The 20,621-nt window shown below is 58.8% G+C and carries 18 protein-coding genes and 6 pseudogenes; 12 read left to right on the top strand and 12 right to left on the bottom strand.

Annotated features, from left to right (window positions below):
• A pseudogene (locus tag AC0L2D_RS27220) lies at positions 1–327 on the top strand (DDE-type integrase/transposase/recombinase); the annotation flags it as partial.
• Between the two features lie 15 nt (positions 328–342).
• Here AC0L2D_RS27220 and AC0L2D_RS27225 read toward each other — a convergent pair.
• Positions 343–552, bottom strand: a pseudogene (locus AC0L2D_RS27225) (helix-turn-helix domain-containing protein).
• Positions 553–800: 248 nt separating this feature from the next.
• On the bottom strand, positions 801–1,013 hold the full coding sequence (locus tag AC0L2D_RS27230) for a helix-turn-helix domain-containing protein (protein ID WP_095809600.1): 213 nt from the start codon (positions 1,011–1,013) through the stop codon (positions 801–803).
• Between the two features lie 126 nt (positions 1,014–1,139).
• Here AC0L2D_RS27230 and AC0L2D_RS27235 point away from each other — a divergent pair, with 126 nt between their 5' ends.
• The 3 genes from AC0L2D_RS27235 to AC0L2D_RS27245 all read left to right on the top strand — a co-directional run bounded on the left by AC0L2D_RS27235 (position 1,140) and on the right by AC0L2D_RS27245 (position 3,713).
• Positions 1,140–1,391 carry a DNA -binding domain-containing protein gene (locus tag AC0L2D_RS27235; protein WP_473543291.1) on the top strand — a complete coding sequence of 84 codons (252 nt, stop codon included), beginning with the start codon at positions 1,140–1,142 and terminating at the stop codon, positions 1,389–1,391.
• A 48-nt stretch (positions 1,392–1,439) separates the two neighbouring features.
• Complete coding sequence (locus tag AC0L2D_RS27240) at positions 1,440–1,790, top strand: hypothetical protein (RefSeq protein WP_473543293.1); 351 nt, start codon at positions 1,440–1,442, stop codon at positions 1,788–1,790.
• 1,614 nt (positions 1,791–3,404) lie between these two features.
• Complete coding sequence (locus AC0L2D_RS27245) at positions 3,405–3,713, top strand: transposase (RefSeq protein WP_473543369.1); 309 nt, start codon at positions 3,405–3,407, stop codon at positions 3,711–3,713.
• A gap of 3 nt (positions 3,714–3,716) precedes the next feature.
• Here AC0L2D_RS27245 and AC0L2D_RS27250 read toward each other — a convergent pair.
• From AC0L2D_RS27250 to AC0L2D_RS27275, 6 genes and pseudogenes are all read right to left on the bottom strand, one after another.
• Positions 3,717–3,917: pseudogene (locus tag AC0L2D_RS27250) on the bottom strand (IS21 family transposase); the annotation flags it as partial.
• Positions 3,918–4,097: 180 nt separating this feature from the next.
• Positions 4,098–4,385: an exopolysaccharide production repressor protein gene (locus tag AC0L2D_RS27255; protein WP_473543371.1), complete on the bottom strand. Its 288-nt coding sequence runs from the start codon at positions 4,383–4,385 to the stop codon at positions 4,098–4,100.
• 67 nt (positions 4,386–4,452) lie between these two features.
• Positions 4,453–4,770, bottom strand: coding sequence for a ferredoxin III, nif-specific (gene fdxB, locus AC0L2D_RS27260; protein WP_473543295.1), 318 nt, complete (start codon positions 4,768–4,770; stop codon positions 4,453–4,455).
• The gene (locus tag AC0L2D_RS27265; protein ID WP_473543297.1) at positions 4,767–4,970 is read right to left on the bottom strand and encodes a CCE_0567 family metalloprotein; all 204 of its coding nucleotides are present in this window, start codon (positions 4,968–4,970) and stop codon (positions 4,767–4,769) included. Before AC0L2D_RS27265 ends, fdxB begins: the two co-directional genes overlap by 4 nt.
• Positions 4,971–5,516: 546 nt before the next feature.
• Positions 5,517–5,933, bottom strand: a pseudogene (locus AC0L2D_RS27270) (TlpA disulfide reductase family protein); the annotation flags it as partial.
• Positions 5,934–7,005: 1,072 nt separating this feature from the next.
• The gene (locus AC0L2D_RS27275) at positions 7,006–8,481 is read right to left on the bottom strand and encodes a lysine N(6)-hydroxylase/L-ornithine N(5)-oxygenase family protein (protein WP_473543299.1); all 1,476 of its coding nucleotides are present in this window, start codon (positions 8,479–8,481) and stop codon (positions 7,006–7,008) included.
• A gap of 974 nt (positions 8,482–9,455) precedes the next feature.
• Here AC0L2D_RS27275 and AC0L2D_RS27280 point away from each other — a divergent pair.
• Positions 9,456–9,620, top strand: a complete 165-nt coding sequence (locus AC0L2D_RS27280) for a hypothetical protein (protein WP_156949319.1) — start codon at positions 9,456–9,458, stop codon at positions 9,618–9,620.
• Positions 9,621–9,809: 189 nt separating this feature from the next.
• A complete protein-coding gene (locus AC0L2D_RS27285) occupies positions 9,810–9,968 on the top strand; it encodes a hypothetical protein (RefSeq protein ID WP_198032124.1) in 159 nt (52 codons plus the stop codon).
• Between the two features lie 69 nt (positions 9,969–10,037).
• On the opposite strand, the pseudogene AC0L2D_RS27290 reads toward AC0L2D_RS27285, so the two are convergent.
• Positions 10,038–10,216 (bottom strand): annotated as a pseudogene (locus AC0L2D_RS27290) (transposase); the annotation flags it as partial.
• Positions 10,217–10,232: 16 nt separating this feature from the next.
• On the opposite strand from AC0L2D_RS27290, the pseudogene AC0L2D_RS27295 reads away from it, so the two are divergent.
• The 6 genes and pseudogenes from AC0L2D_RS27295 to AC0L2D_RS27320 form a co-directional block, all read left to right on the top strand.
• Positions 10,233–10,323, top strand: a pseudogene (locus AC0L2D_RS27295) (IS5/IS1182 family transposase); the annotation flags it as partial.
• Entirely contained in the window at positions 10,298–10,825 is a 528-nt protein-coding gene (locus tag AC0L2D_RS27300) for a hypothetical protein (RefSeq protein ID WP_473543385.1), read from the top strand. The pseudogene AC0L2D_RS27295 and the gene AC0L2D_RS27300, both read left to right, overlap by 26 nt.
• 804 nt (positions 10,826–11,629) lie before the next feature.
• Positions 11,630–11,791, top strand: a complete 162-nt coding sequence (locus AC0L2D_RS27305) for a hypothetical protein (protein WP_156949320.1) — start codon at positions 11,630–11,632, stop codon at positions 11,789–11,791.
• Positions 11,792–11,907: 116 nt separating this feature from the next.
• Positions 11,908–12,990: an HlyD family secretion protein gene (locus tag AC0L2D_RS27310; RefSeq protein WP_473543301.1), complete on the top strand. Its 1,083-nt coding sequence runs from the start codon at positions 11,908–11,910 to the stop codon at positions 12,988–12,990.
• 32 nt (positions 12,991–13,022) lie between these two features.
• On the top strand, positions 13,023–15,179 hold the full coding sequence (locus AC0L2D_RS27315; RefSeq protein WP_473543303.1) for a peptidase domain-containing ABC transporter: 2,157 nt from the start codon (positions 13,023–13,025) through the stop codon (positions 15,177–15,179).
• A gap of 530 nt (positions 15,180–15,709) precedes the next feature.
• Positions 15,710–17,644, top strand: a complete 1,935-nt coding sequence (locus tag AC0L2D_RS27320) for an acyltransferase family protein (protein WP_473543305.1) — start codon at positions 15,710–15,712, stop codon at positions 17,642–17,644.
• A 696-nt stretch (positions 17,645–18,340) separates the two neighbouring features.
• Here the strand turns inward: AC0L2D_RS27320 and AC0L2D_RS27325 are convergent.
• The 3 genes from AC0L2D_RS27325 to AC0L2D_RS27335 form a co-directional block, all read right to left on the bottom strand.
• Complete coding sequence (locus AC0L2D_RS27325; RefSeq protein WP_473543306.1) at positions 18,341–19,231, bottom strand: universal stress protein; 891 nt, start codon at positions 19,229–19,231, stop codon at positions 18,341–18,343.
• A 94-nt stretch (positions 19,232–19,325) separates the two neighbouring features.
• Complete coding sequence (locus tag AC0L2D_RS27330) at positions 19,326–19,985, bottom strand: response regulator transcription factor (protein ID WP_473543308.1); 660 nt, start codon at positions 19,983–19,985, stop codon at positions 19,326–19,328.
• Between the two features lie 149 nt (positions 19,986–20,134).
• Complete coding sequence (locus tag AC0L2D_RS27335) at positions 20,135–20,614, bottom strand: NifX-associated nitrogen fixation protein (protein WP_473543310.1); 480 nt, start codon at positions 20,612–20,614, stop codon at positions 20,135–20,137.
• Positions 20,615–20,621: the final 7 nt, after the last annotated feature.

Below are 20,621 nucleotides of genomic sequence, written 5' to 3' on the forward strand. Positions count from 1 at the left end.
TCGATGTCGCCCGCTGCACGGTTGCCCGCCTGATGAAGGCCATGGGCCTCGAAGGCATCATCCGCGGCAAGCCGATCAGCACGAGGTGAGCGACAAGGCTGCATCTTGCCCTCTTGATCACGTCAACCGCCAGTTCCGTGCTCCGGCGCCGAACATGCTATGGGTCTCCGATTTCACCTACGTTGCGACGGGACGGGCTTTGTCTATGTCGCCTTTGTCATCGACACCTACGCCCGCCGGATCGTTGGCTGGCGGGTGAGCCGGACGGCACATGCGAGCTTTGTCCTGGACGCTCTGGATCAGGCTCTCCACGATCGGCGGCCGATTAGCGCTTAATCCTGGTCAGCCAGGTAGCACCAGGTCGATATGGCTGACGCGAAGGGCCTGTGCCAGTTCGTAAAGCGTGACTAGGGTGGGGTTCCTTTTTGCCCTTCTCCAACCCGCTAATGTACTGCTGGCTGAAGCCGGAGATCTCGGCAGGCTGCTCCTGTGTCAAGCCGGCCTCTTCCCTGTCCTGCGAGTATTCCGTTCAACCAGCTTGCGCATGTCCATGAAAAGGTCAGCGGGCGACGAAGCGCTTCGGCAACCTTGGCCTGGGTTAGGCTCTTGTTCTTGCGCGCCGCTATCAGCTGTTCCCAGCAGCCGGGGTTGGCGGGAAGATCAAAGGGATCTCCGCATCAGACAATGCTTCTGTCCATTTAGATCGCGGATCGAGATCGTTGCCTGCTCAACCTCCAACGCCGTAGCCCAGCTTCTCGACCATGTCGATGGTAGCAGCATAATCGGCCGGATCGCCTTTGTTATTGCCGCGGCCTGATCAACTCACAAGGATCCACGTCAAGTGCTTTTGCGAGCTGGCCCAGCACACTGACGCTTGCGGAAACCCGGGCACGCTCGATTGAGCCCACATAGCGCATGCTCAGCTCTGCGCGTGCAGCCAGTTCTTCCTGCGTCAGGTCCTGATCATGGCGCAAACGACGCATGTTGATGGCCATGACCTCCTTGAGGTCCATGTCAAGAAAGGGGCCAGAACCGGAACTATCGTTCTAGGAACGATCATTCCTATTCGATATGATTAGCCCAACGAGGAGATGTCTTCCCCTACCCGATGACGACAAGCCGAGCCGCACGAGGTCGCTATGAAACGCAGAGTTCAAGACCAAGTCCCGTGGTCGGACCGCCTGACTGCCTATGATACCGAGCACTTCACGATCTATATGAGGCTCCTGGACGCGTCCGCCGACCGTGCCAGCGCAGACGAGATGGCGCAGCTCGTCCTCGGCATCGATCCGATGCGAGAGCCTGAGCGCGCCCGAATGGCGGTGCGCAGCCATCTCGATCGGGCAAACTGGATGATTACGACTGGATACAAAGAGCTGTTCGGGCGCTGACCGGCTTTAGGTGAGCTATTCCAATTACTTTCAGGCGAGGAAATCCCGATGGCCACGATCCATGAGCATGTGATCGCGCCGGACAGCACGGCGAATGCGATCGCGAAGCTGGTTGCGCGGATCCGTCCAGTCAGCCGCGCATTGCCGGCCCATCCGGGCCTTTGCGATCTCATGCACCACTTAGAGAGCCGTCAAGCTCCTGGAGGACAAAGCGCAGACGGCTGGCGCGCGCTTCGGGCGGAAGCAGCCTGTCGGGAAGTTGTTTCGGTCCGCTTGAAGAGCATTGAGGCGTTCGAACGCATTCAACTACTGTCTCATCCGGTCGGCCAGGCAGATCGCGTCGACAGAAAGCCGAACAGGACGGAAAACCTCCGCGCCCTCCACAACAAGCTGGCATGAGCGTTTCGCAGTACTACTTGCTGGCGACCGTCCGCCGTGACCATGATTGCCGCTCGCCAACGAGATCGTATACGTAGCTTTTCACAGGGCTGGCCTGCCAGCCGAGGGGATGCTGAACAAATCCTTGTACCAATTTCACCATGCACTTTTCTGACCACAGCCATCGAAAGAACAAAAATCTAGGGGCAAATGAAGCAAGTTTGCGCTCAAAGACGCGCTCCTCATGAAACGGCTTCTGCATGGGCTCGGGTTGCGTGCAATTATAATGCCCACCGGCTAAAAGACTTCATCCAGGTTCTTCGCGGCGCCCAGCGCGGGGGTGGTCTTGGCGGCGCGACCGAAACCCCGGTGCCGCGGATGCGAGAGATCTACTCGCAGGAACTATCGCATTCTTTTTGCGGGGTTGAAAAGAGTTCGGCAGGTGGCCTTGGTCCTCAATCTTGCCGTCCAGAAGAAAGGGACTGAAGGCCAACACCTAATATTGCTACACTCAAGACTTGGTCAGACCCATCTCTTTGAGCGTGCCAAAATGCGGGGCGTCAGGTCGCGGTCGAGGAGCTCAGCCATTCGGCTTTCGCCCTCACAGATCCGGGGGGCGGATTTCCCGCACCCGGCTCTTCCCGAGAGTAACCCGCGTCATTTCCTTGCCTATACCCAAGTGCTAGTGATGCGTGGTTGCGCGTGCCGTCAGGGTCTGGACTCCAACCAGCCCATGCGCCGGCTTTTCTGGCCGCGCGGTCTCAGACGCCGTGGAGGAAGATGTTGTTGGCGATGAGCGGGCTGATACCCGCCCCTGCGGGGTACCGCTGTCGTCTCGTGCGTATCCTACGGCTTATCAGGCTGTGGCTGCGGGCCGGCGTCATAGAGAGCGGCGAGACGAGACGAAGAGACTGCGAATGTCGGCATCGAGCACCCAGTTCACACGCTGGCTCCTGATCGGCGTGTGCACCTGCATGAAGCGCCATGTGCGGGTACCGCCCCGGCAGAAAGCCGTAGGAGAACCAGCAAAGTCGGCCTCGTAGACCGCACTCAGCACCTGGCGACCACGCATGGGACAATTTTGTCTTCCGGCGCCGGCACCCCATGTGGCCGCTTACCGCCATCGGCTTTGGGAATCTAGACCAGTCGCACCGGCTGCGGCCAGTAACGTCCGGCGTGGACCATTTCGCAGAGATCGCGGAGGTTATCCTCCAGCCTCTCTTCGTACCTCGCCACTGTCATCCCATCGACCCCAGCACTCGCCTGCCGCTTCTGTCGCCGAAATGCCCGATTAGGGCGGCCTCATCGACGTGATGCAGCAGGGAGGTGAACCGGCTTTGGGCAGCCTGTCTGGTCACCGCGTTCACCCGCTCAAGATTCGGCGCAAGCACGAAGAAACACCGTTTTTTCGATGAGGCTGCCTGCAACGTTCCGAACAAGATCCGGCATTAGCGTTGCACTGCATGGGCCTCAACGGGAGATTTGCGTACATTAGATTTGCTCCAACAAGTGACGGTGCTGGGGACCCGCATTCTCGAATACATTGCGGGCACCTCGCCAGCAAACGTCTCGCCACGATCCGGCGTCGGACACTCATAGCAAGCGCGATCGCTGCGAGCGTGCCCCGACGCTTCACTGTTCCGTTCAGGACGACCGTTCGCCACTTGGCTCGGCCTGACGCCGAGAGCTCATTCGAGCGGTGGCCGTCAGCGGGCTGATGGGCATCAGCAAACAAGGAGGCAGCCATCTTCGCCCCCTGCTTGTCGTCGGCATTATAGCGTGGTGCGATACGCTCGTCAGTCGGCAGGAGCGAAGGTTTGGGCAACGCAGCTTGTCGCGAGGAAGCGCCCGAAAGCCGTGGCGGTGGCGCAGGCCGACAAGATGGCGCGGATTGCGTGGGCGCTTCTGCACCGCAACGAGATCTACGTGGCGCGGACGGCGTAGCCGGTAGGCCCGGGCGAACATCATGCGGCTGTGGCAGAGCCGGACATGGATCACCTTCACGGTTAGCGGCACGCCGTTGATGAGAACGATCTCGTGGCTCCAGTCGAAGTGGCACGCGTCGCCGGGCGGGAAGAACAGCGGCACATAGGCGTCCTCCAACGTCGAGCCCTGCGCCTTCGCCCAGCTGTTGGCGTAGCGCCGGACGAAGCACCGGCGTGTTCTGCGCTGCGATCGACTATAATTGCCCGGAGACTGAAACTGTATTCCCATGAGCCTTAGAACGATGAGAATCCTATCGCTCCGACCGCACAGAGAACCGTGGCCTTAATAGTAGTCAAACTTGAACAACGTGAGGAGTCTGAGCTCTGATCTTGTTACGGCGCGTCAAGGGAGGAGCAGCGATATGCCGAGCGTTTGATTGCGCTGTCGCACATCTTGAGTTTCATTTCTATGCTCATCGTCGCACGACTGGCACCAAACTTCCTGCGACCTATCGAAAACGTCAGCCCCTTGCCCGGCTTTGCCAGCGCAGCTGGATCGCCAAATTAGAAAGAGCACACTTGAGAAATAGCCCAGTTGAAGAACTAGCGAACAGCCCAGCGTCGTGATGACTGCAAGACGGAACGAATGCGAGGCGAAGTAAACCGCCACAGCGTTGCCGCACAGGACCATCCCCAGGAGCCGACAAAAGTTGATCAAGCGCAATGCCGTTCTCCTGATTTCTCGTCAATCATGCTGCTCAGGCCGAGATCTGGTCGGCCGCGATATGAGTCTGACAGTTTTTTGGGCAGACACGGCCGCAGGCTCCGCAGCCAATGCATCGTCCAGCATGGTCCACCACCATTATCATGCGATTGAGCTCACCATCGAAATCATCGTCACCGCCGTCGCAGGCGCCGAGAATTTCACCCGTGTCATCTACGCCGTAAAGGTGCATGACCTCCCGAGAGCAGACCTTGAAACAGCGCCCGCAGCCGATACAGATCTTGCCGTTTATAGTCGTCAGATATTCCGGCATCCATATGGAGCCGTCGCGGGTGATGAATGCGCTTCTCACTGTAAATTCTTCATTTTCGTGAGCTCTCTCCTGGCACCGTGCAACTCCGCATAGACGGCGTGCGCCTTCTCAGCCACTTCCTCTATCTCGGTCCATTTCACCGGAAGACCTTCGGCCAGGTCGCGCAGGTTCGTCTTAGCAATTGCTGCGCGCAGTTGAAGCTTTCGGACCTTCTTCACCATCTCATCCAAGTTCGACATGATCCTTCCTCGGAAATCGGTCTTTCACGCCCCCGCGATGTCACAATAGCTGCAGTCGCATCATCGACCAGTTTGGTTCCGTCCGCGACTTCCCGGAAAGTCGCGAATGCCCAACCGGCGGACGCCTCGACAGGAACGAACAGCTGCGTCCGCGAAAAGCACGAGCCAGAGGCCCAGAAACTCTCAATGTTAGTTTCATCACACCTGAGCTCACCTCGATCGCTATCTCCGCTGGCCTCAAAACATAGTGCCTCCACATCCGGATCCGGATTGCGAATGATCGGACTTGCGGCGCAGTTCCCGTGAATGATGAAGCCGGCCAGCAGCTCGGTCCCCGATTTCCTTTGCATGAGCCCTGGGACTCATGAGCATCGGAAAACCTCCAGATTTTTTCCAACAAGGGCAAGGCGCTCATTGTTGACGGCAGGCCAGGCGCAGGGAGAAATTTCGTTTCCTCAAATTCCAGTCCTCGTCCGCAACGGAGGATTTCGGCTTTCGGGTACGCCGAGTTCGGGCACACCTGCGCAACCGGCGGCTCATCGAGTTCGCCGGGTGGCCGATGAATGCGATGCGGCCGTTGCGGTCCACCAGGAACGAGGCAGGAATCCCGAGAGAAGAACTCGCCTTCATCCAAAGCCTGTTCATTTCGCCTGTGTAATCGAAGGCAATCCGATAATTTAAATTTGGGAATCTCTGAACCAGCCAAGCATCCAAGCTCGTCCGCGTCTCCTCCGTGGTCGGGCCATCTTCGCTAGCTGCGACTCCGATGACCTCAAATCCGCTATTTTGATATTTATCCTGTAGCTGCATCAGGTGGGGCATCGCCGCCACACAAGGTCCGCACCCGGTCGCCCAAAACTTAACAAGGTACACCTTGCCTGGCTGAAAGTTCGCGAGCGGCTTCCCACGGAGCCGGTCGTTGACTTTGATCGCAGGAGCCGGGGGCTCAATACGCAACACCATGTTGTTCTCCAAAAGCGTTTTCCCGGACCTCGTTGGCGTCCATAAGCGATCTGGCTCTACCCTCAGGAACGGAACACACGGGAGGCCATCACTCCTGTTGCGTGTCTCATGCGGGTCACCCACCATCGCCGCCCCTCAATGAGCAAAGGCCGTGCCAGCGCGCCTGGCACGCTGCAAACGCTTTATTGGCTTCGATAAGTCGAACAGAGCCAAGAGGACGGTTGTTTCGATCCCGACATGTTTTCTGCCGGCTGTCAGGTTTTGGACACGCATCTCTGGTGCGCGTAATTCGCTTAGAACAGCGAAGAGCCCTCACAGCGCCGGGTCGATAAGGCCCGGCGTATCGAGCGCGAGCGGCCGGATGGTGCGTATGCTGTTTCGCTAGACGGCGGATGCCGCATGCACCTCCATTAGACGTACTGCCCCGCAGATGTTTACAAGCCTCGACGATCACTCCAGTGAGGAGGGACAACGAAACCCCGCAACATACCCAGAGCGGAACGTGCTTAGCACCGCCGCCACAGATGCCGTGGGTAGCGTCTGCGTCGATGCACAGCCTGACCCGAGCCCGACTGCAAGCGGGATGTTAGACCACCGTCCTACGAACAGGAGGCTTTTCGCATGTTGACTGATGCACAAAAAGGGTACACGGCCGACCATGCTGTTGATGATGCGACTGCTCGGTCGGCGACCTTTCGTGCAGTCTGACCCAGCGCAAGCCCTGCCCCATACAAGTTTCTGCGACACGGTCCCATTGAGGCTGGGCGATCAGGGCCGGCACATGCGCGACATGAGCTCCACCGATTAGCCACGAGGCCCACTGCTACGGGTCGGTACCCTCCGCTGACGCGTCGACCCAGCAATGGCCACCAGGGTCACTGCGCATTTTCGAGTGAGCGACCTGCTAAGGTCTTTGCGGCCGAAGGGGAAATGCTCGCCGCGGAGTAATGAGATGGGCAGCTGAGTCCAGCTATTTCAGTTGCGATGATTTCGGAGAAGGCTCCGGCTTTCGCTACGGCGAAGGCCGACATCGTTCCTTGGATGCCACTGCCGATGATCCGTAGTCGGCGGGTCATATCCCGCCACCCATTTCTGCAACGGGGTCGAACCAGCTGTCGACGGAGGTAGGGCTGATGAAGCCGGGATACTCAGAGTCGGCGCGAGGCGCGCGCCCCAGAAGGCTGTCGAGGATGCGACGCGCTCGCCAGGCCAGTAAGCTGAGATTTGGATCAGCCAGTCCGCGCTGCCCGAGGCTCGCGTTTTGTACGAAGATGCGTCTGTCACACGGTCCGTCCCAGCTCACCGAAAAATCGTCGCCAATGGCCAGTTCATTGTCGATCTTTTCCAGCCGGTCCGCCATCGGTTCCAGGAAGGCTGGTACCGCGTTCTCGTAACCGGTGGCCAGGATGACGATGTCGGCCGTGACTTCTTCGAATTCGTCCATGCCGTGCCGCAGGGTCAGCCTGTGAGCCGCGCCGGCATTGGTGCAGTGCAACACCGTGCAGCCCGGCCGCAGTGCGATTGCGCATCGGTTTGGCTCAAGAAATGCGTGGCGGTACAGCGCCCGATAAACAGCGCGCAACGTGCTTTCCGAAATGCCGTCCGAAGCAAGCATAAAACGCCGCAGGAACAGCCTGCGGTGTGACTCGCTCATAGCCGCAAAACGATCCGAAAAGCAGGGCATGAACAACTCGTTTGTGAACGGGCTGTCGTCGAGGGGCAGGTAGTTTTCGCGTTGCGAGGCCCAAGTGATTGAGGCAGGCCGCCCTTCTTCCGGCCGACCGACGAGATGCAACAGCACCTCGGCTCCCGACTGTCCTCCGCCCACCACGCAGACACGTTTTTTGTGCACCTCAGGGTGGATGTGCAGTAGTTCAGATGAGTGGAACAGGTTGCATCCAGTCCACCCCTTAAACTGAGGCGGAACTTTCGCCTGCTTGCCAATGCCGATCACGACGTTTCTGGCGCCGAGAGCCGCGTTATCCGTGCGCACCCGAAACTCGCCGTCAAAGCGAATTTCGCGCACTGTCTGGCCGCCGCGAACAAGCGGGTTCCTTTGGAAGGCCCAGCTCAGATATTGCTCGAACTCAGTTCTGAGCACGGCCTCGAACTGTGCATTCAGGAAATGGTAAAGACGCCCGTTCTCGTGCAGGTAGTTTATGAAAGTGTAGGCTGATCGCGGATTTACGAGCGTGACCAGATCCTTGAAGTGGCTGACCTGGAGCTCCGAGGAATCGAATGCGCTACCTGGGTGCCAGCGGAAATCGACTTGCCGATCCAGGAACAGGGCCCCTTGCCCCATTTGCTCGTGTATCTGACACGCAAGGCTCAAATTGGACGGCCCGGCACCCACTCCAATGCAAGAGAGCTCTACTCGTTCTGTTCGTGTAGGTGTTTCCCAATCAGGCGACGATCGCGGCGAATATCGGCCACTTGGTTTACGCTCCACACGGGCATTCTCCTCCGTGCCGCTGGAGTTGCTAGAAGCTTTCGTGTGGTCAGCTGTGAAGCCCATGGATCCCAGCATAGTGGGGAGATTGACACTCATGTCGGCGAGGTGTGGGGCGGCGCGATCGACGGCCCGCTCCCCGCTTCGAATGATCGCGTCTCGGTCAGCGAGGTGCTTTCCAAGCTTATCCCGTGTTTTAATCGGGCGCAGTCGCTCCCTCCCGTCGAGGTTTGAGCAGCTTGGGGATCCGCGAGGGCGCGGTCTCGAATACGGCGATAGCATTCTTCCGTGGGCCTGATCATAGGACGCATCCTTGATGTGTTCGGAAGGACCCCTGCATCTAGCGTGCCACAAGGAAATTGACCGATATTGGACAGTGAGGGGTAACCGTACGCCGGGCAAGGCCCAAGCGGCCGATCGGTCGAGTTCGTAACGGCAGGCAACTACGCCCCAGTGGACACCTCATTGCTTAGGCCGTCCGGCCGCTGTCCGACATAAGGGCCCTGACCTCATCGCCAAACCCAACGCGACGGACTTAGTGCTGCTTGTAGGTTTCCTGTTGTCGGGTCCGCCATCCGCGATGCTTTGCCGTGATGTGCGCGCATTCCATGCAGCCGTTAAATCTGCTGACAGGGTTCTAAGACCCCCCGTGGGATTGGGATGCCTCTGACGTCTCTTTGCATGGCACCACACGCCGCCGACCGGCATCACGGATTCATTCTCTCTGGCGTCTATGAAAGGACGACCGCCGGTCTGCCGGCCGACAGCATCGTTGACTGATCTGCCTGTTCTCTACGGAGAACAATCACATGTACGGAAGAGAGCATCCTCTCCAGACGATCAGAACGAACCTTTGGTAGGCTGTTGTAGGGTTTGTCGGGTTTGTCGAATTCGCTACATGGTGATGTTCGGCCGCGTTCGCAACTAAGCCGTCAAAGAACATGCATAAACGCTGTTTGGGGTTTTCTGTCAGTTGGCACGACCTTTGATGATCTCGTTGTACAGCGGCACACGCTGCTACGGTGAAGCTATTGTTTCACCCCTGATATTCAAGCTCTAGGAAACGAGAAAAGATGAAGACCAATATTCAAGCCTGTGGTGTGACCGAGTTAACGCGCGAAGAAGCATGTGCAACGTCCGGAGGATGGTGGTTCTGGGGAGCGGTGGCAGGATTTGGCGCAATTGGTGCGTTAGGGCTGGCTTTAGCAGCACTGGAAAGATATCTGAAGCATCATTAAGACGATGTGCAGGGGACGCGATTCTACCAGCTTACGCCTCCAGTAAACAGTCTTCACAATGATGCGAGGCCACTATAGCGACCCTACGCTGAACCGCTGCGGCGAAAAATATCGGGAAGCTTTCACCCTGCTGTCAGCTAGAGCTGCCAGAATGTTATCATTGGAACAACCAGCCAGGAAAGAGACCTTATGGATATGCCAGCTTATGATGTTACAGAATTGACTCCTGAAGAAGCATCCTCCGTTTCGGGGGGATGGTTGTTACCTCTTGGCTTCGCCATTCTCGGAATTGCTGGACTAGTAATTATGGGTATATTTGTAGATAAAATCCTGAAACATAAGAGCTAAATGGCTACTGACAGGTGGGCGAACAGTATCATAGGCCGTAGACTCATAAGCGCGCAGCGACAGGCGCATTGAGGCGAGCTGGACCATAGCGAGGAATTTGTTGGCGAGCTTGTCGTAGCGGGTGGCGATGCGGCGGAAGTGTTTCAGCCTGGAGAAGAAGCGCTCGATCAGATTGCGATCACGGTAGAGCCGTTTGCTGAAGCACGCTTCCAGCGCCGATTGCTTTTAGGCGGGATGCTGGGCGTTGCCGGTACGGCCCACGAACCACGAACCACCTGCTACAACCGCTTCGCGATGGCGGAAGGCGGGCGTGTGGGACCGGCTGATGGATGCCATCACCGCCGCGCGCGACGGTGCCGCGACGGCAAAAAGGGGGCCTAGATAACTGTCTCGGTCGATCGCGCGGCGATTGGCATTCGCTGCGACTCGGCCTGGCCGGCCAGATGCAACTCACCGGGCACCTCAGCCTTTCTGCTGAGGTGGCGCTCCTGTTCACGCGGCTCGACGGCAAAGATCAGCACCATATGCGCTCTTTCATCGGGCAAATCCCCGAGGACGGCGATGGGCATGGTGTCCAGATCGAGGCGGTGTTGAAGTACGAGGTCGCGGATTTGTTCAACATCGGGGTCGGCTCCCGCTACTGGGGCGTGGCGGCTAACGGCACCGCTCATTTCGAAAAGGTCGGTTTTTCCCCGCAGGTCGAGAAGTGGGAGGTAGAGCGCTATGGCGTGTTGGTGCAGGCTAGGCATCAAGTTCAACTGAGAGAGCAAGAACCGAGGAGAGCGGTCCTTCCGGGCAACGAAAGCATCAATTCGCTGGTCAGGCATATTGCCGGTCGCCCACTCGGGTTAGGCTGAGTGCAGCGCTCCATCCAGGTTCTTCACCCTGATCGGCGGACCAGGTGAGGTCCTGATGATTGCCATTCGACCACCTGTCCGAAATGTACCAGTGTTCTTTACTCAATGCCTGAAGTGGTTCACAAAAGAGGAGCCGTTGCCCACAGGCTCCGCCGCTGGAATTCCTGCTTCGCAATCGTGGCTATTCCGAACCCGCTCCAATGAGCTTTCGGTATCCTCACACAAATCTTCCTGTGCAAGAATGGGTTCGCCGGATGAAGGCGACTGTTTTGACGGCCATCAGAATATGGGCCAAGTCTGACTGGCAGTGGGCGAGCGCCGCGGCCTGTGATCGTCGGGTCCGATTGTCTGCCTTGAGATTCCAACAAACGGTTCGATGATGGCGTTTACGAAGCCCGCATGAAAACACCTCGGGGTCCGGCTTAGACACCGCATTTTCATTGGCCCAGCTGACAAACAGCCCTGCCGCGAGATCGACTTCGGAGGTTCTCGGCAGAACACATCGCAGGTTCAGCTCAAACAGCATGTTGACGGAAAGGGCGGTAACGTGACTTCAGCGCCAAGTACCTCGCGTTGGCCCCTGCTGTCGGGTTTGTCGAGTTCGCGACACGGTGATGTTCGGCCCGGCGTTCCGCCGCGCTCTCAAGTAAGCCGGTAAATCTAAAATGCGTAAGCGCCGTTCTGAGATTTCTGCGAGTTGGCACGATTCTTGATGTTCTCGTTGTGCGGCGGCACACGTCGCGAAAGCCGCCGAGCGGAATCACTGATTCCGCATCCTAATTTAGCTTCAAGGAAGGAGAAACAATGAAAACGGACCTGTCGGCTTATGCTGTGACCGAATTGAGCCCTGAAGAAGCATCTTCAATTTCGGGAGGGTTCTTTTGGATTTTGGGAGCTGTTACGCTATTAGCTTTTGTAGCTGCGAGTATAGGTGAGTTGCTTATCAACCATGGATACACGGATTGAACATAATTTCCGCCAAAGCTATGCTTCATACTGACGATAGCTCATTGATTCCTCTTTCGTCTGAACGGGCCAACTGCACTGCAGAGAGCATCCTTGCTCGGCGATCAGGGCGATCTTTGGCCATCTACAAGGTACTTGTGCTCTGTGTGGTTGGGGCATTGCTGTCGCTGCCACTCATCACCATACCGGTGTCTGTCCAAAGTGCCGGTAGCATTCGCCCCACCATCGAAAAGACGCCCCTAGTGGCGCCGCTCTCGGGACGCATCTCCGGCATCCTTGCCGCTGACAATGATCTGGTTGCCCGCGGGCAGGAGATCCTCACCCTCGATGATAAGGTCGTTGAGGAAAAGCTCAGGGCGCTTACAGGCGATATTCGCGCGCAGAGCGATCTTGCCCGTGACCTCGAAACCCTGATCTCTTCCGGCACGTCCAAAGACCCGATCCTCCTCTTGACCGAGTCCGCCACGGCCGAGGGCGCGCATTTCCTCAACCTGCTGCGCGAGAACCAAAACGCCCGCGATAATGCCGCCGCGGAACTCGACCGTGCTAAGCGACTGCTCTCCGCCGCTGTAGCGCCTGCAAAGGCTGTTGAGGATAAGGCTCTCGCCCTCCAGACAATTGAGGTTCAGGGCGAGATCCTCGCCGGCCGCAAGGCTGCCGAATGGAGCCAGCAGCTCTTCGATACTAGGCTGCGCCTCAATGAACTTACGGCCACCTTGCATCAGCTCGAGAACGAACGGGATCTGACCCGCATTCGAGCCCCTGTGTCGGGCGCTCTCCAGCAGTTCACAGCTCTCAGCCCAGGCAGCTATGTCCAGGCCGGGCAAACGGTCGCTTGGGTTTCGCCGGACGCCGAACTGGTGGCGGAGATCTACGTTTCCCCGAGCGACATCGGCTTTGTGCGCCCCGGTCAGCCGGTGCGTCTGCAGGTGGATGGCTTCAACTACAATCAATCGGGCATCATTGACGCGACAGTGCTTGACGTGGCGCAGGACTTCATTCTCCACGACGGGAGCCCGGTCTTCAAGGTCCGCTGCGCGCTCTCGCGCCGCCATCTCGCCCTCAAGCACGGGGTCACCGGTCACCTGAAGAAAGGCATGACCGTCCGGGCCCGCTTCATCCTGGGCGACCGCACTCTCCTGCAACTCCTCTACAGTGAGGTCGACGATTGGCTCAATCCGCTCCTGGCGGGCCACTGATCCTTCATTTTCCAAACAGTAAGCGAGCCGCCATGTCGAGCAAAGCCGTCAAGTTCAAGCAGCGCGACATCGCCGATTGCGGGGCCGCCAGCCTTGCTTCTGTCGCGGCCTTCTATGGCCACAAGCTGCCATTGTCGCGCATTCGCCAGTATGCCTCGACCGGCCGCTCCGGCACCACGGTGCTGGGCCTCATGGAAGCGGCTCGGAAGCTGGGCTTTGTTGCCAAGGGGGTGAAGGGCGGCTTCGACAGCCTATACAAGATCCCCAAGCCCGCCATCGCCCACGTGATCGTCAAGGAGGTCCTGCACCACTTCGTTGTAATCCAGGCGGTCGACCCGATGTGGGTCACCGTCATGGACCCAGCCTATGGTGAAGTCCGCAAGCTGGCGCACGAGGAATTCAAAAAGCAATGGACTGGAGCCCTGGTGCTCCTGGTTCCGGCAGACACCTTCAAGCGCCGCGACGAGACCACCTCGCCCCTAGCTCGTTTCGCGCGTCTGCTCGCACCACACAGGGCGGCAATGGCGCAGGCTCTCGTCGGGGCGCTGGTGACGACGATCCTTGGCCTCTCGACGGCCATTTACGTTCAGAAGATCGTCGACCATGTGATTACAGCGGGCAACCGCAACCTGCTCAACCTGATGAGCGTCGCCATGCTGCTGATCTTGGTTGTGCAGATCCTGGTCGATCTCCTCAGAAACCGGCTCGTCCTGCAAACGGGGCAGAAGATCGACGTCCAGCTGATCCTCGGTTACTACACTCACATCCTGACCTTGCCTCAGAAATTTTTCGACAGCATGCGCATGGGCGAAATAGTTTCCCGCATGAATGACGCGGTGAAGATCAGGAGCTTCCTGAACGACGTCTCGATCAATATGTTCGTCGACGTGCTGATGATACTGTTCTCGTTAGGGCTCATGTTCATCTACTCGTGGAAGATTGCCTTGGTCGTGGCGATCTCCATCCCGTTGTACCTCTCGGTCTATTGGATCACCAACCGGCTGAACAGGGATAGACAGCGCGCCATAATGGAGAACGCTGCCGAACTGGAAACGCAACTGGTGGAGTCACTCGGAGCTGTCTCCACGATCAAGAACTCCGGCATGGAGAGCTTCGCCAACTTCAGGGCGGAGACCCGCTTCATCAAGATGCTGCACTCCGTCTACAGATCCGGCCTGATCTCGATCTTCGGGGACAGTGCCTCGACTTTCCTTGCAACTCTATTCACCATCGTGCTGATGTGGTCCGGAACGACCCTTGTCCTCGATCAAACCGTCACGCCCGGCGAATTACTGTCCTGTTATACCTTACTGGGCTATGTCACCCGTCCGGTTGCCAGTCTGATCCAGACCAACCGCATCGTCCAAGATGCTCTTATCGCGGCGGATCGCCTGTTCGATATATTCGACCTGGAGCCGGAGAGCGGTGGCGGCATCGACGCCACCAAATGCAGCATAGGCGACATCCGCCTGGGGAATGTCACATTCCGCTATGGCGGGCAACTGGACCTTTTCCAGGATCTTAGCGTCACCTTCCCCCGCGGGGAAATGACTGCGGTTGTGGGTGAAAGTGGCTCGGGCAAGAGCACCCTTGCGGCGCTGCTGCAGAATGTCTACCCCCTTGAGGGTGGGCACATCCGGATTGGCCCCCATTCTATCCAAGACCTCTCGACCGTATCCCTGCGCAAGGTTGTCGCTGCGGTGCCCCAATCGATCGACGTGTTCTCGGGCTCGGTCATCGACAACATCGCAATTGGCGAATTCGAGCCGGACATCGAGAAAATCCATCGAATCTGCGCTCAAACAGGGCTGAGGGACGTGATCGAGCGTTGGCCGGGTGGCTTCCAGGCCAATCTCGGCGAGAACGGCGTGCGCCTCTCCGGGGGCGAGAAGCAGCGCTTGGCGTTGGCTCGTGCTTTGTACCGGGATCCGGAGATCCTGATCCTCGATGAAGCGACGTCATCACTCGACTCCGTCGCCGAGGCGTTTGTCCTGCGGGTGGTTGAGGATCTGCGTCGGGACGGCAAGACTGTCGTCGTCATCTCTCATCGACTGAGCACCATCCGTAGGGCCGACAAAATAGTCGTCTTGGACAAGGGGCGGGTCGTTGCGGAGGGAAAGCATGCTGATCTGGTGACAAGTGAAGGCGCCTACGCCCGCTTGTGGCGAGCGCAAACTGAATCCAGCTAACAGCTGGGGTGAGGCTTGATCGCAGAATCTCCCAAGGCCATAAGCCAGGGTGGCGAAATGTTGTTGCTTTCCGGCCTCAGGGGCGCACTCCAAATCAGCGGCCGCCCGTCGCATCATGGGTGTATCATGCGGGCGGTCTGCCTTCGCCGCGCGGAGTTGGTCAGGATTGCGCAGCCGGGGCGAACGCGGATGGTACTTGGCAGTGTCATCGGGGTGACAAGACCAGATTCTTTAAGCCCCAGGACGGTCTCATCGATTTCGCAAGGTGGGCAAATGTTGCTTGTGGTCCACGCCTCCCACTGCCCGCGATAGCGCTTGCCGCCCAGCAAGTCGGCTGGAAGACGCGTCCTTGAAAGCCCACCGCCTTCCTGAAGGTAGAACCTGAATTCGCGTCGCGATCAGTCGGCGTCTTAGTCGAATTTGATAGCCCGCATTCATATCGTAAATGCGCTTATCGAAACGATCGATTTTACGAACAGCAACGAACATGAAAAACGCTGCTCGTGACCTTCTGAGGACGAATCAGTTGCATGAACTACCGAGCGGATATTAACGGTCTACGGGCCGTCGCCGTTGTTCCGGTTGTCCTATATCATGCTGGTTTTTCAGCGGTCAGCGGCGGGTTCGTTGGGGTCGATATCTTCTTTGTGATCTCCGGCTTCCTTATAACGTCCGACATCATCGAGCGGACAGACCGAGGCGAATTCTCGCTACTGGACTTCTATCACCGCCGCGTTCGGCGGATCTTCCCAGCCCTGTTCGCAATGCTCGCCGCCTGTTTTGCGACAGCGTGGTTTGTGCTGCCGCCGGGAGAGTTCGTTGGGTTCGGCAACAGCGCCATCGCCGTCGCGGTTTCCGTCAGCAACTTCTTTTTTTATCGCAACACAAACTATTTCACTGAAGCCGCGACCTCGCTCCCGCTCCTGCACACATGGTCGCTGGCCGTCGAGGAGCAGTTTTACTTCCTGTGGCCTTTGGCGGTCATACTCATGATGAGGTGGCTGAGACCTTGGGCGGCAATCATCGTCGCGGCGCTGTGCGTGATGTCCATCTACGCCGCCGAGCACTGGCTCCAGAGCGATTCGCCCTTCGTATTCTACATGCTTCCGACGCGCGCTTGGGAACTGCTCGCGGGCGGGCTGATCGCACTGCCTGTTGCTAAGGCAATAAGGCCAACCCAAACGATTGCAGAACTCCTCGCTGCCTCTGGCCTGGGGCTCATCGCCGCTTCACTCTTCCTGCTCGATCATGACACGCCTTTTCCCGGCCTCTACGCGCTTGCTCCCTGCATGGGAGCCGCGCTCATCATCGCCGCCGGCTTTCATCGCGAGACAATGGTCGCAAAGGCACTGTCGACAGGACCTGGCGGCTTCATCGGCTTGATGTCCTACTCGCTCTACCTCTGGCACTGGCCGTTGCTGGTCTTTGCTGGCATCTATCGAAATCGCGAGTTGCTCGTTTCTGAACGTGTCGCTGTCCTGATGGCCGCGCTGCTCGTTTCTGCACTCTCATGGCGCTTTGTCGAGCGCCCGTTCCGCCGGAGAGCTACAGGTTGGACTTGGCTGGTACCGACCGCCGGCGCAATGGCTGCGGTCTGCTGTCTGTCCTTGGTGATCATCAACAGCTCCGGCTTCCCCAGTCGCGGTCCGGATGGCGGCCCGTCTGTTCGAGCGCTTAGAGCGGAAAGGGCCAGGTTCGAAGCATCTTCCTGCCTCGAGCGTGGCGGGCTCATTCCCAAAACGGGCGAATGCGTCCTCGGCTCCGGCAATGTCGCTCCGACTATCGTTTTGTGGGGGGATTCTCAGGCTGCCCATCTTGCCCCTTCTTTAAGTGAGGCCGCCCGGGCCACAGGCGTGCGCGTCAGACAGATTACAAAAGCGGGGTGCGCTCCTTTCCCCAACATGACGATGCTTCCCGCCAGTCCATTGACAGGGGATTGCCCGGCGTTCAATGGGTCCGCGCTCCAATCGGTGCTTGCCGATCGCAACGTCACACTCGTGATCCTCGCAGGCCGCTGGAACACCTACTCGGGGCGTGGAGGCAGCTTCCTTTCAAGGGATGGAGGCTGGCCTTCACAGGAGGCTTCCAAAGCTAACTTCACGTCCGCCATAGAACAGACCGCCGCCACACTGGCGACGCATGGCATTAAGACCGCCGTGGTTGGACCAGCCCCAGAACCGCCCACCGATGTGCTGACTTGCCTTATCCGTGCGGACTTCATGAAGGGCGATGCGCCGTGCTCCACCATGCCGGCCGAGAGGTCTTGGCAGAACAATCAAGTCGTCGCCGATCTGCTGCCACCAACCGTGCAGTTCGTCCACATAGTCCCAGTTTTGTGTGGGCAGCAAAAGTGCCCGCTGAGATCAGGTGAAGACGTCTTCTACCTTGACGCGCTCCACCTTTCGCCGGCGAGCCGGCATATCCTCGCTCCCATTTTTACCAAGCTCATCTCTTCGCAGTCATGAATCGGCACTAAGCGTGCGGGCAAGCGGATCGCGGATCGCCGCGGTTCAAGCGGGCTAAGCCTCAGCGAGGACTGCAGCGAATTTTTTGAACCTTATCGAGGCCTGCCGGCCGAGTTATGCGGCTCGAGCACCCTCACCGCCGCACTGATCCATGCCAACCGCCAGCAGCATCCTGTTGCCGCAATGCGGGTGTGGTTCGGCTTTCCCGAGCACCCGAAGAAAGCCGGTCGGCGCGGACATTCGAAGATTCCTGCGGACGCCCCAAACGAGTCGGGTCTGATCTTGAGTTGCTCGATTTCGCCCGCCTTCAGTATGTGGATTGCGGCAGCGCTATTGCGTTCACAACGGGAGCCAGGGAACGATGGCAGGACATGGTCTGCCACTGCGGGTGCAGGCTGGGGGCGACGGGTCAGAACTCGGCTGCCGCGCTGAAACGCCTCTTTTTCTCGGCTTCGCCAATCTAGAAGCCTTGCTTTGGTTGCCCCGAGTAGCGGCCCTGCGCGGCACTTGGTCTGCGCGTGCATCTGCGTGAGCAGAACCCCAGCAGCACTTGAAGCAGGGAGAACATATGCCGGGTGGCGACGCGTGCAGAAGGCTGCAAGGGGGGTCTCCCCGTTGCGTTCATTCTCCAGCCGGCATCAGAATAGGTCACCGGGAAGCAGAGCGCAGAACAGCATGGTCGCAACTCCGAACGAGTCAACGCGCCAAAAACAACGGCAATGTCGGCTTCTCGAATGTCCATCTCGTCACACCGCCAAAGAGCCGCTCACGTAATCCACGGCTGCCATAAGCGCCCATGACGATCAATTCGGCAGACGTGTCGATTGCGTGCTGCGCAAGCACCGTGGCGACCGATTTGCCGGCACTTGCCAACACGTCAACCGACACCCGAACACCGTGTCGAGCGAGATAGTCAGCGATGTCGGCTCCAGGCTCCGCGCCCTTCCCGTTGTAGTTCGCCTTCGGATCGACCAGGGCGACACGAACGTTCTCGGCAACGCAGAGGAGACCCAGCGCTTCGCGAACGGCACGGGAAGCCTCGACGCGCGAATCCCAACCGACCAGGACGCGCCGTGGCCACAGGGTCGCCTCAGCCCCCTTCGGCACAACGAGCACCGGCGTTCCCGTATCGAACAAGCAGCCATTGACTACAGGAGGGCCGAGAGTCTCGTCATTGAGAAGGCCCGGTCCGATGATGGTGAGGTCGGAACAGCGCGCCCGCTGTCGTGCCAATTCACCCAGGCTAGCCGGATCGCAGCAGTCGGTGTCGATGTCAAATGAGAGCGACATGGATCCCAGCAGCTTCTGAAGATCTTTGGAGCGTCTTTCCAATCTCGCCACGTCCTGTGTAAATCGATCGATTTCCCGAAAACGATCGTTCAATCGGGCAATTGCCAGCCCACGTCCCAGAGGCCATTCGGGGACACCATCTGCAATCGATGGATAATACGACATGATGAGCATCGGAGGCGGTAGGATCAGTACGGAAAGATGCGCGCCGACTTCGGCACACAAGCCGGCGGCAGTTCTGACGTCCTGATCGGAACCGTCAGCGCCGGTCACACAGAGTACGCTTTTGAAACCCATGTGCCTGCTTCTTCCCGAGTATTCGTTTAGGCATTCAAGCCGCGAACCGGCTCACAGCGAGGAAAGGGCTGTGGGACCAGACCTGGCAGGTGATTTAGCCGTCCGGATTATCGAGCGAGTAGCCGGCCGACCTGACGGTTCGAATGACGCTGCCGGGCGAAGCCGCCTGAAGGGCTTTTCTGATCCGGCTGATATGGACATCGACGGTGCGTGCACCGACATGGATGTTGGGCGGCCAGGCCGCGCGGATAAGTTCGTCCCGGCTGAAGACCTTCCCGGGGGCTTTGATCAAAAGCCGCAGCACGTTGAACTCGATGGGTCCGAGATGAATGTCGTGGCCGTTGCCGCGAACCCGGTGGGCATCGAGCTTCATCTCGAGGCCGCCACAGGAGAGCCAGCCGCCGTTTTCAAGACCATTTTCGCCCCGAAGGGGCAGCGCCAGCTTCGCTCGGAGACAGTCCAGCAGCTTGGCCGGCGCGATTGGCCGCACAAAGCTCTCGTCAATGCCAGCCTTGAGGAGGCTGAGGTGCTGGTTCTCGGCGCCGGGCGCGATCAGGGCGATAACGGGCAGCCCGCCGGTCCGGGGGTGCTGTTTGAGCCGGCAGCAGATTGGGGAGCCGGTTATGCTCGCTGGTCCGCAGTCCAGCACCACGGCCTGAAATTCCCGTTCGTCCGCCAGTGCAAGTGCCTCCTTTGCGCCGCCTGCCGGCTCACTGGCGAAGCCGTCCGCCTCCAGTATATGGCTGAGGAACATATAGAGCTCGGCATCTTGCGAACAGATCAGGACGAGTGGCTTCATCGTCGCTGCCTCAAGAGCCCATTAGCCTGGACCGTATCGGCTGAGTAGAGGCGATCGCGCCGCTCAGGATCTGTCATGGCCCCTTTGCTCAAAACCCATTTCCATTACGCACGCGCCACCTCGGGATAGGTGTCGATGACTGCCATTGCCTCATCGACCAGTTTCGTACCGGCCGCGGCGAGTCTGGAGAACGTCTCGAAGCCGAACCGATGGACGTCACGCAGGGTCATGGACAGAACGACCAGCCGCCCGGCGGCGAAAAGCACGCGCCCGAAGCCCTCATGGCTCATTTCGATCATCGGCGATGCCATCAGGCCGCAGCGCTCCTCGATTGCAAGGGCGGAGGCAGTGTAGAACTTGTCGAGCCTCCACAGCACGTCCGGATCGGGATCGCCGATGATTGGAATCGTACGGCGCTGTTCCTTGCTGACGATGAAGTCGGCCAGCAACTCAGCGTCCGCTTTGCCGTCCCATGACCCGTGGGAATCCTGAGCACGGATTAGCCGCACGAGGCATTGGAGAAACGGGCTGGCAAGCGCCACCTCGTCCTCGGCGACAGCAGGGCTAACCGAAGGATCGGTCATTTCGCCT

The sequence above is a fragment of the Mesorhizobium sp. WSM4833 genome (genome assembly GCF_055811095.1).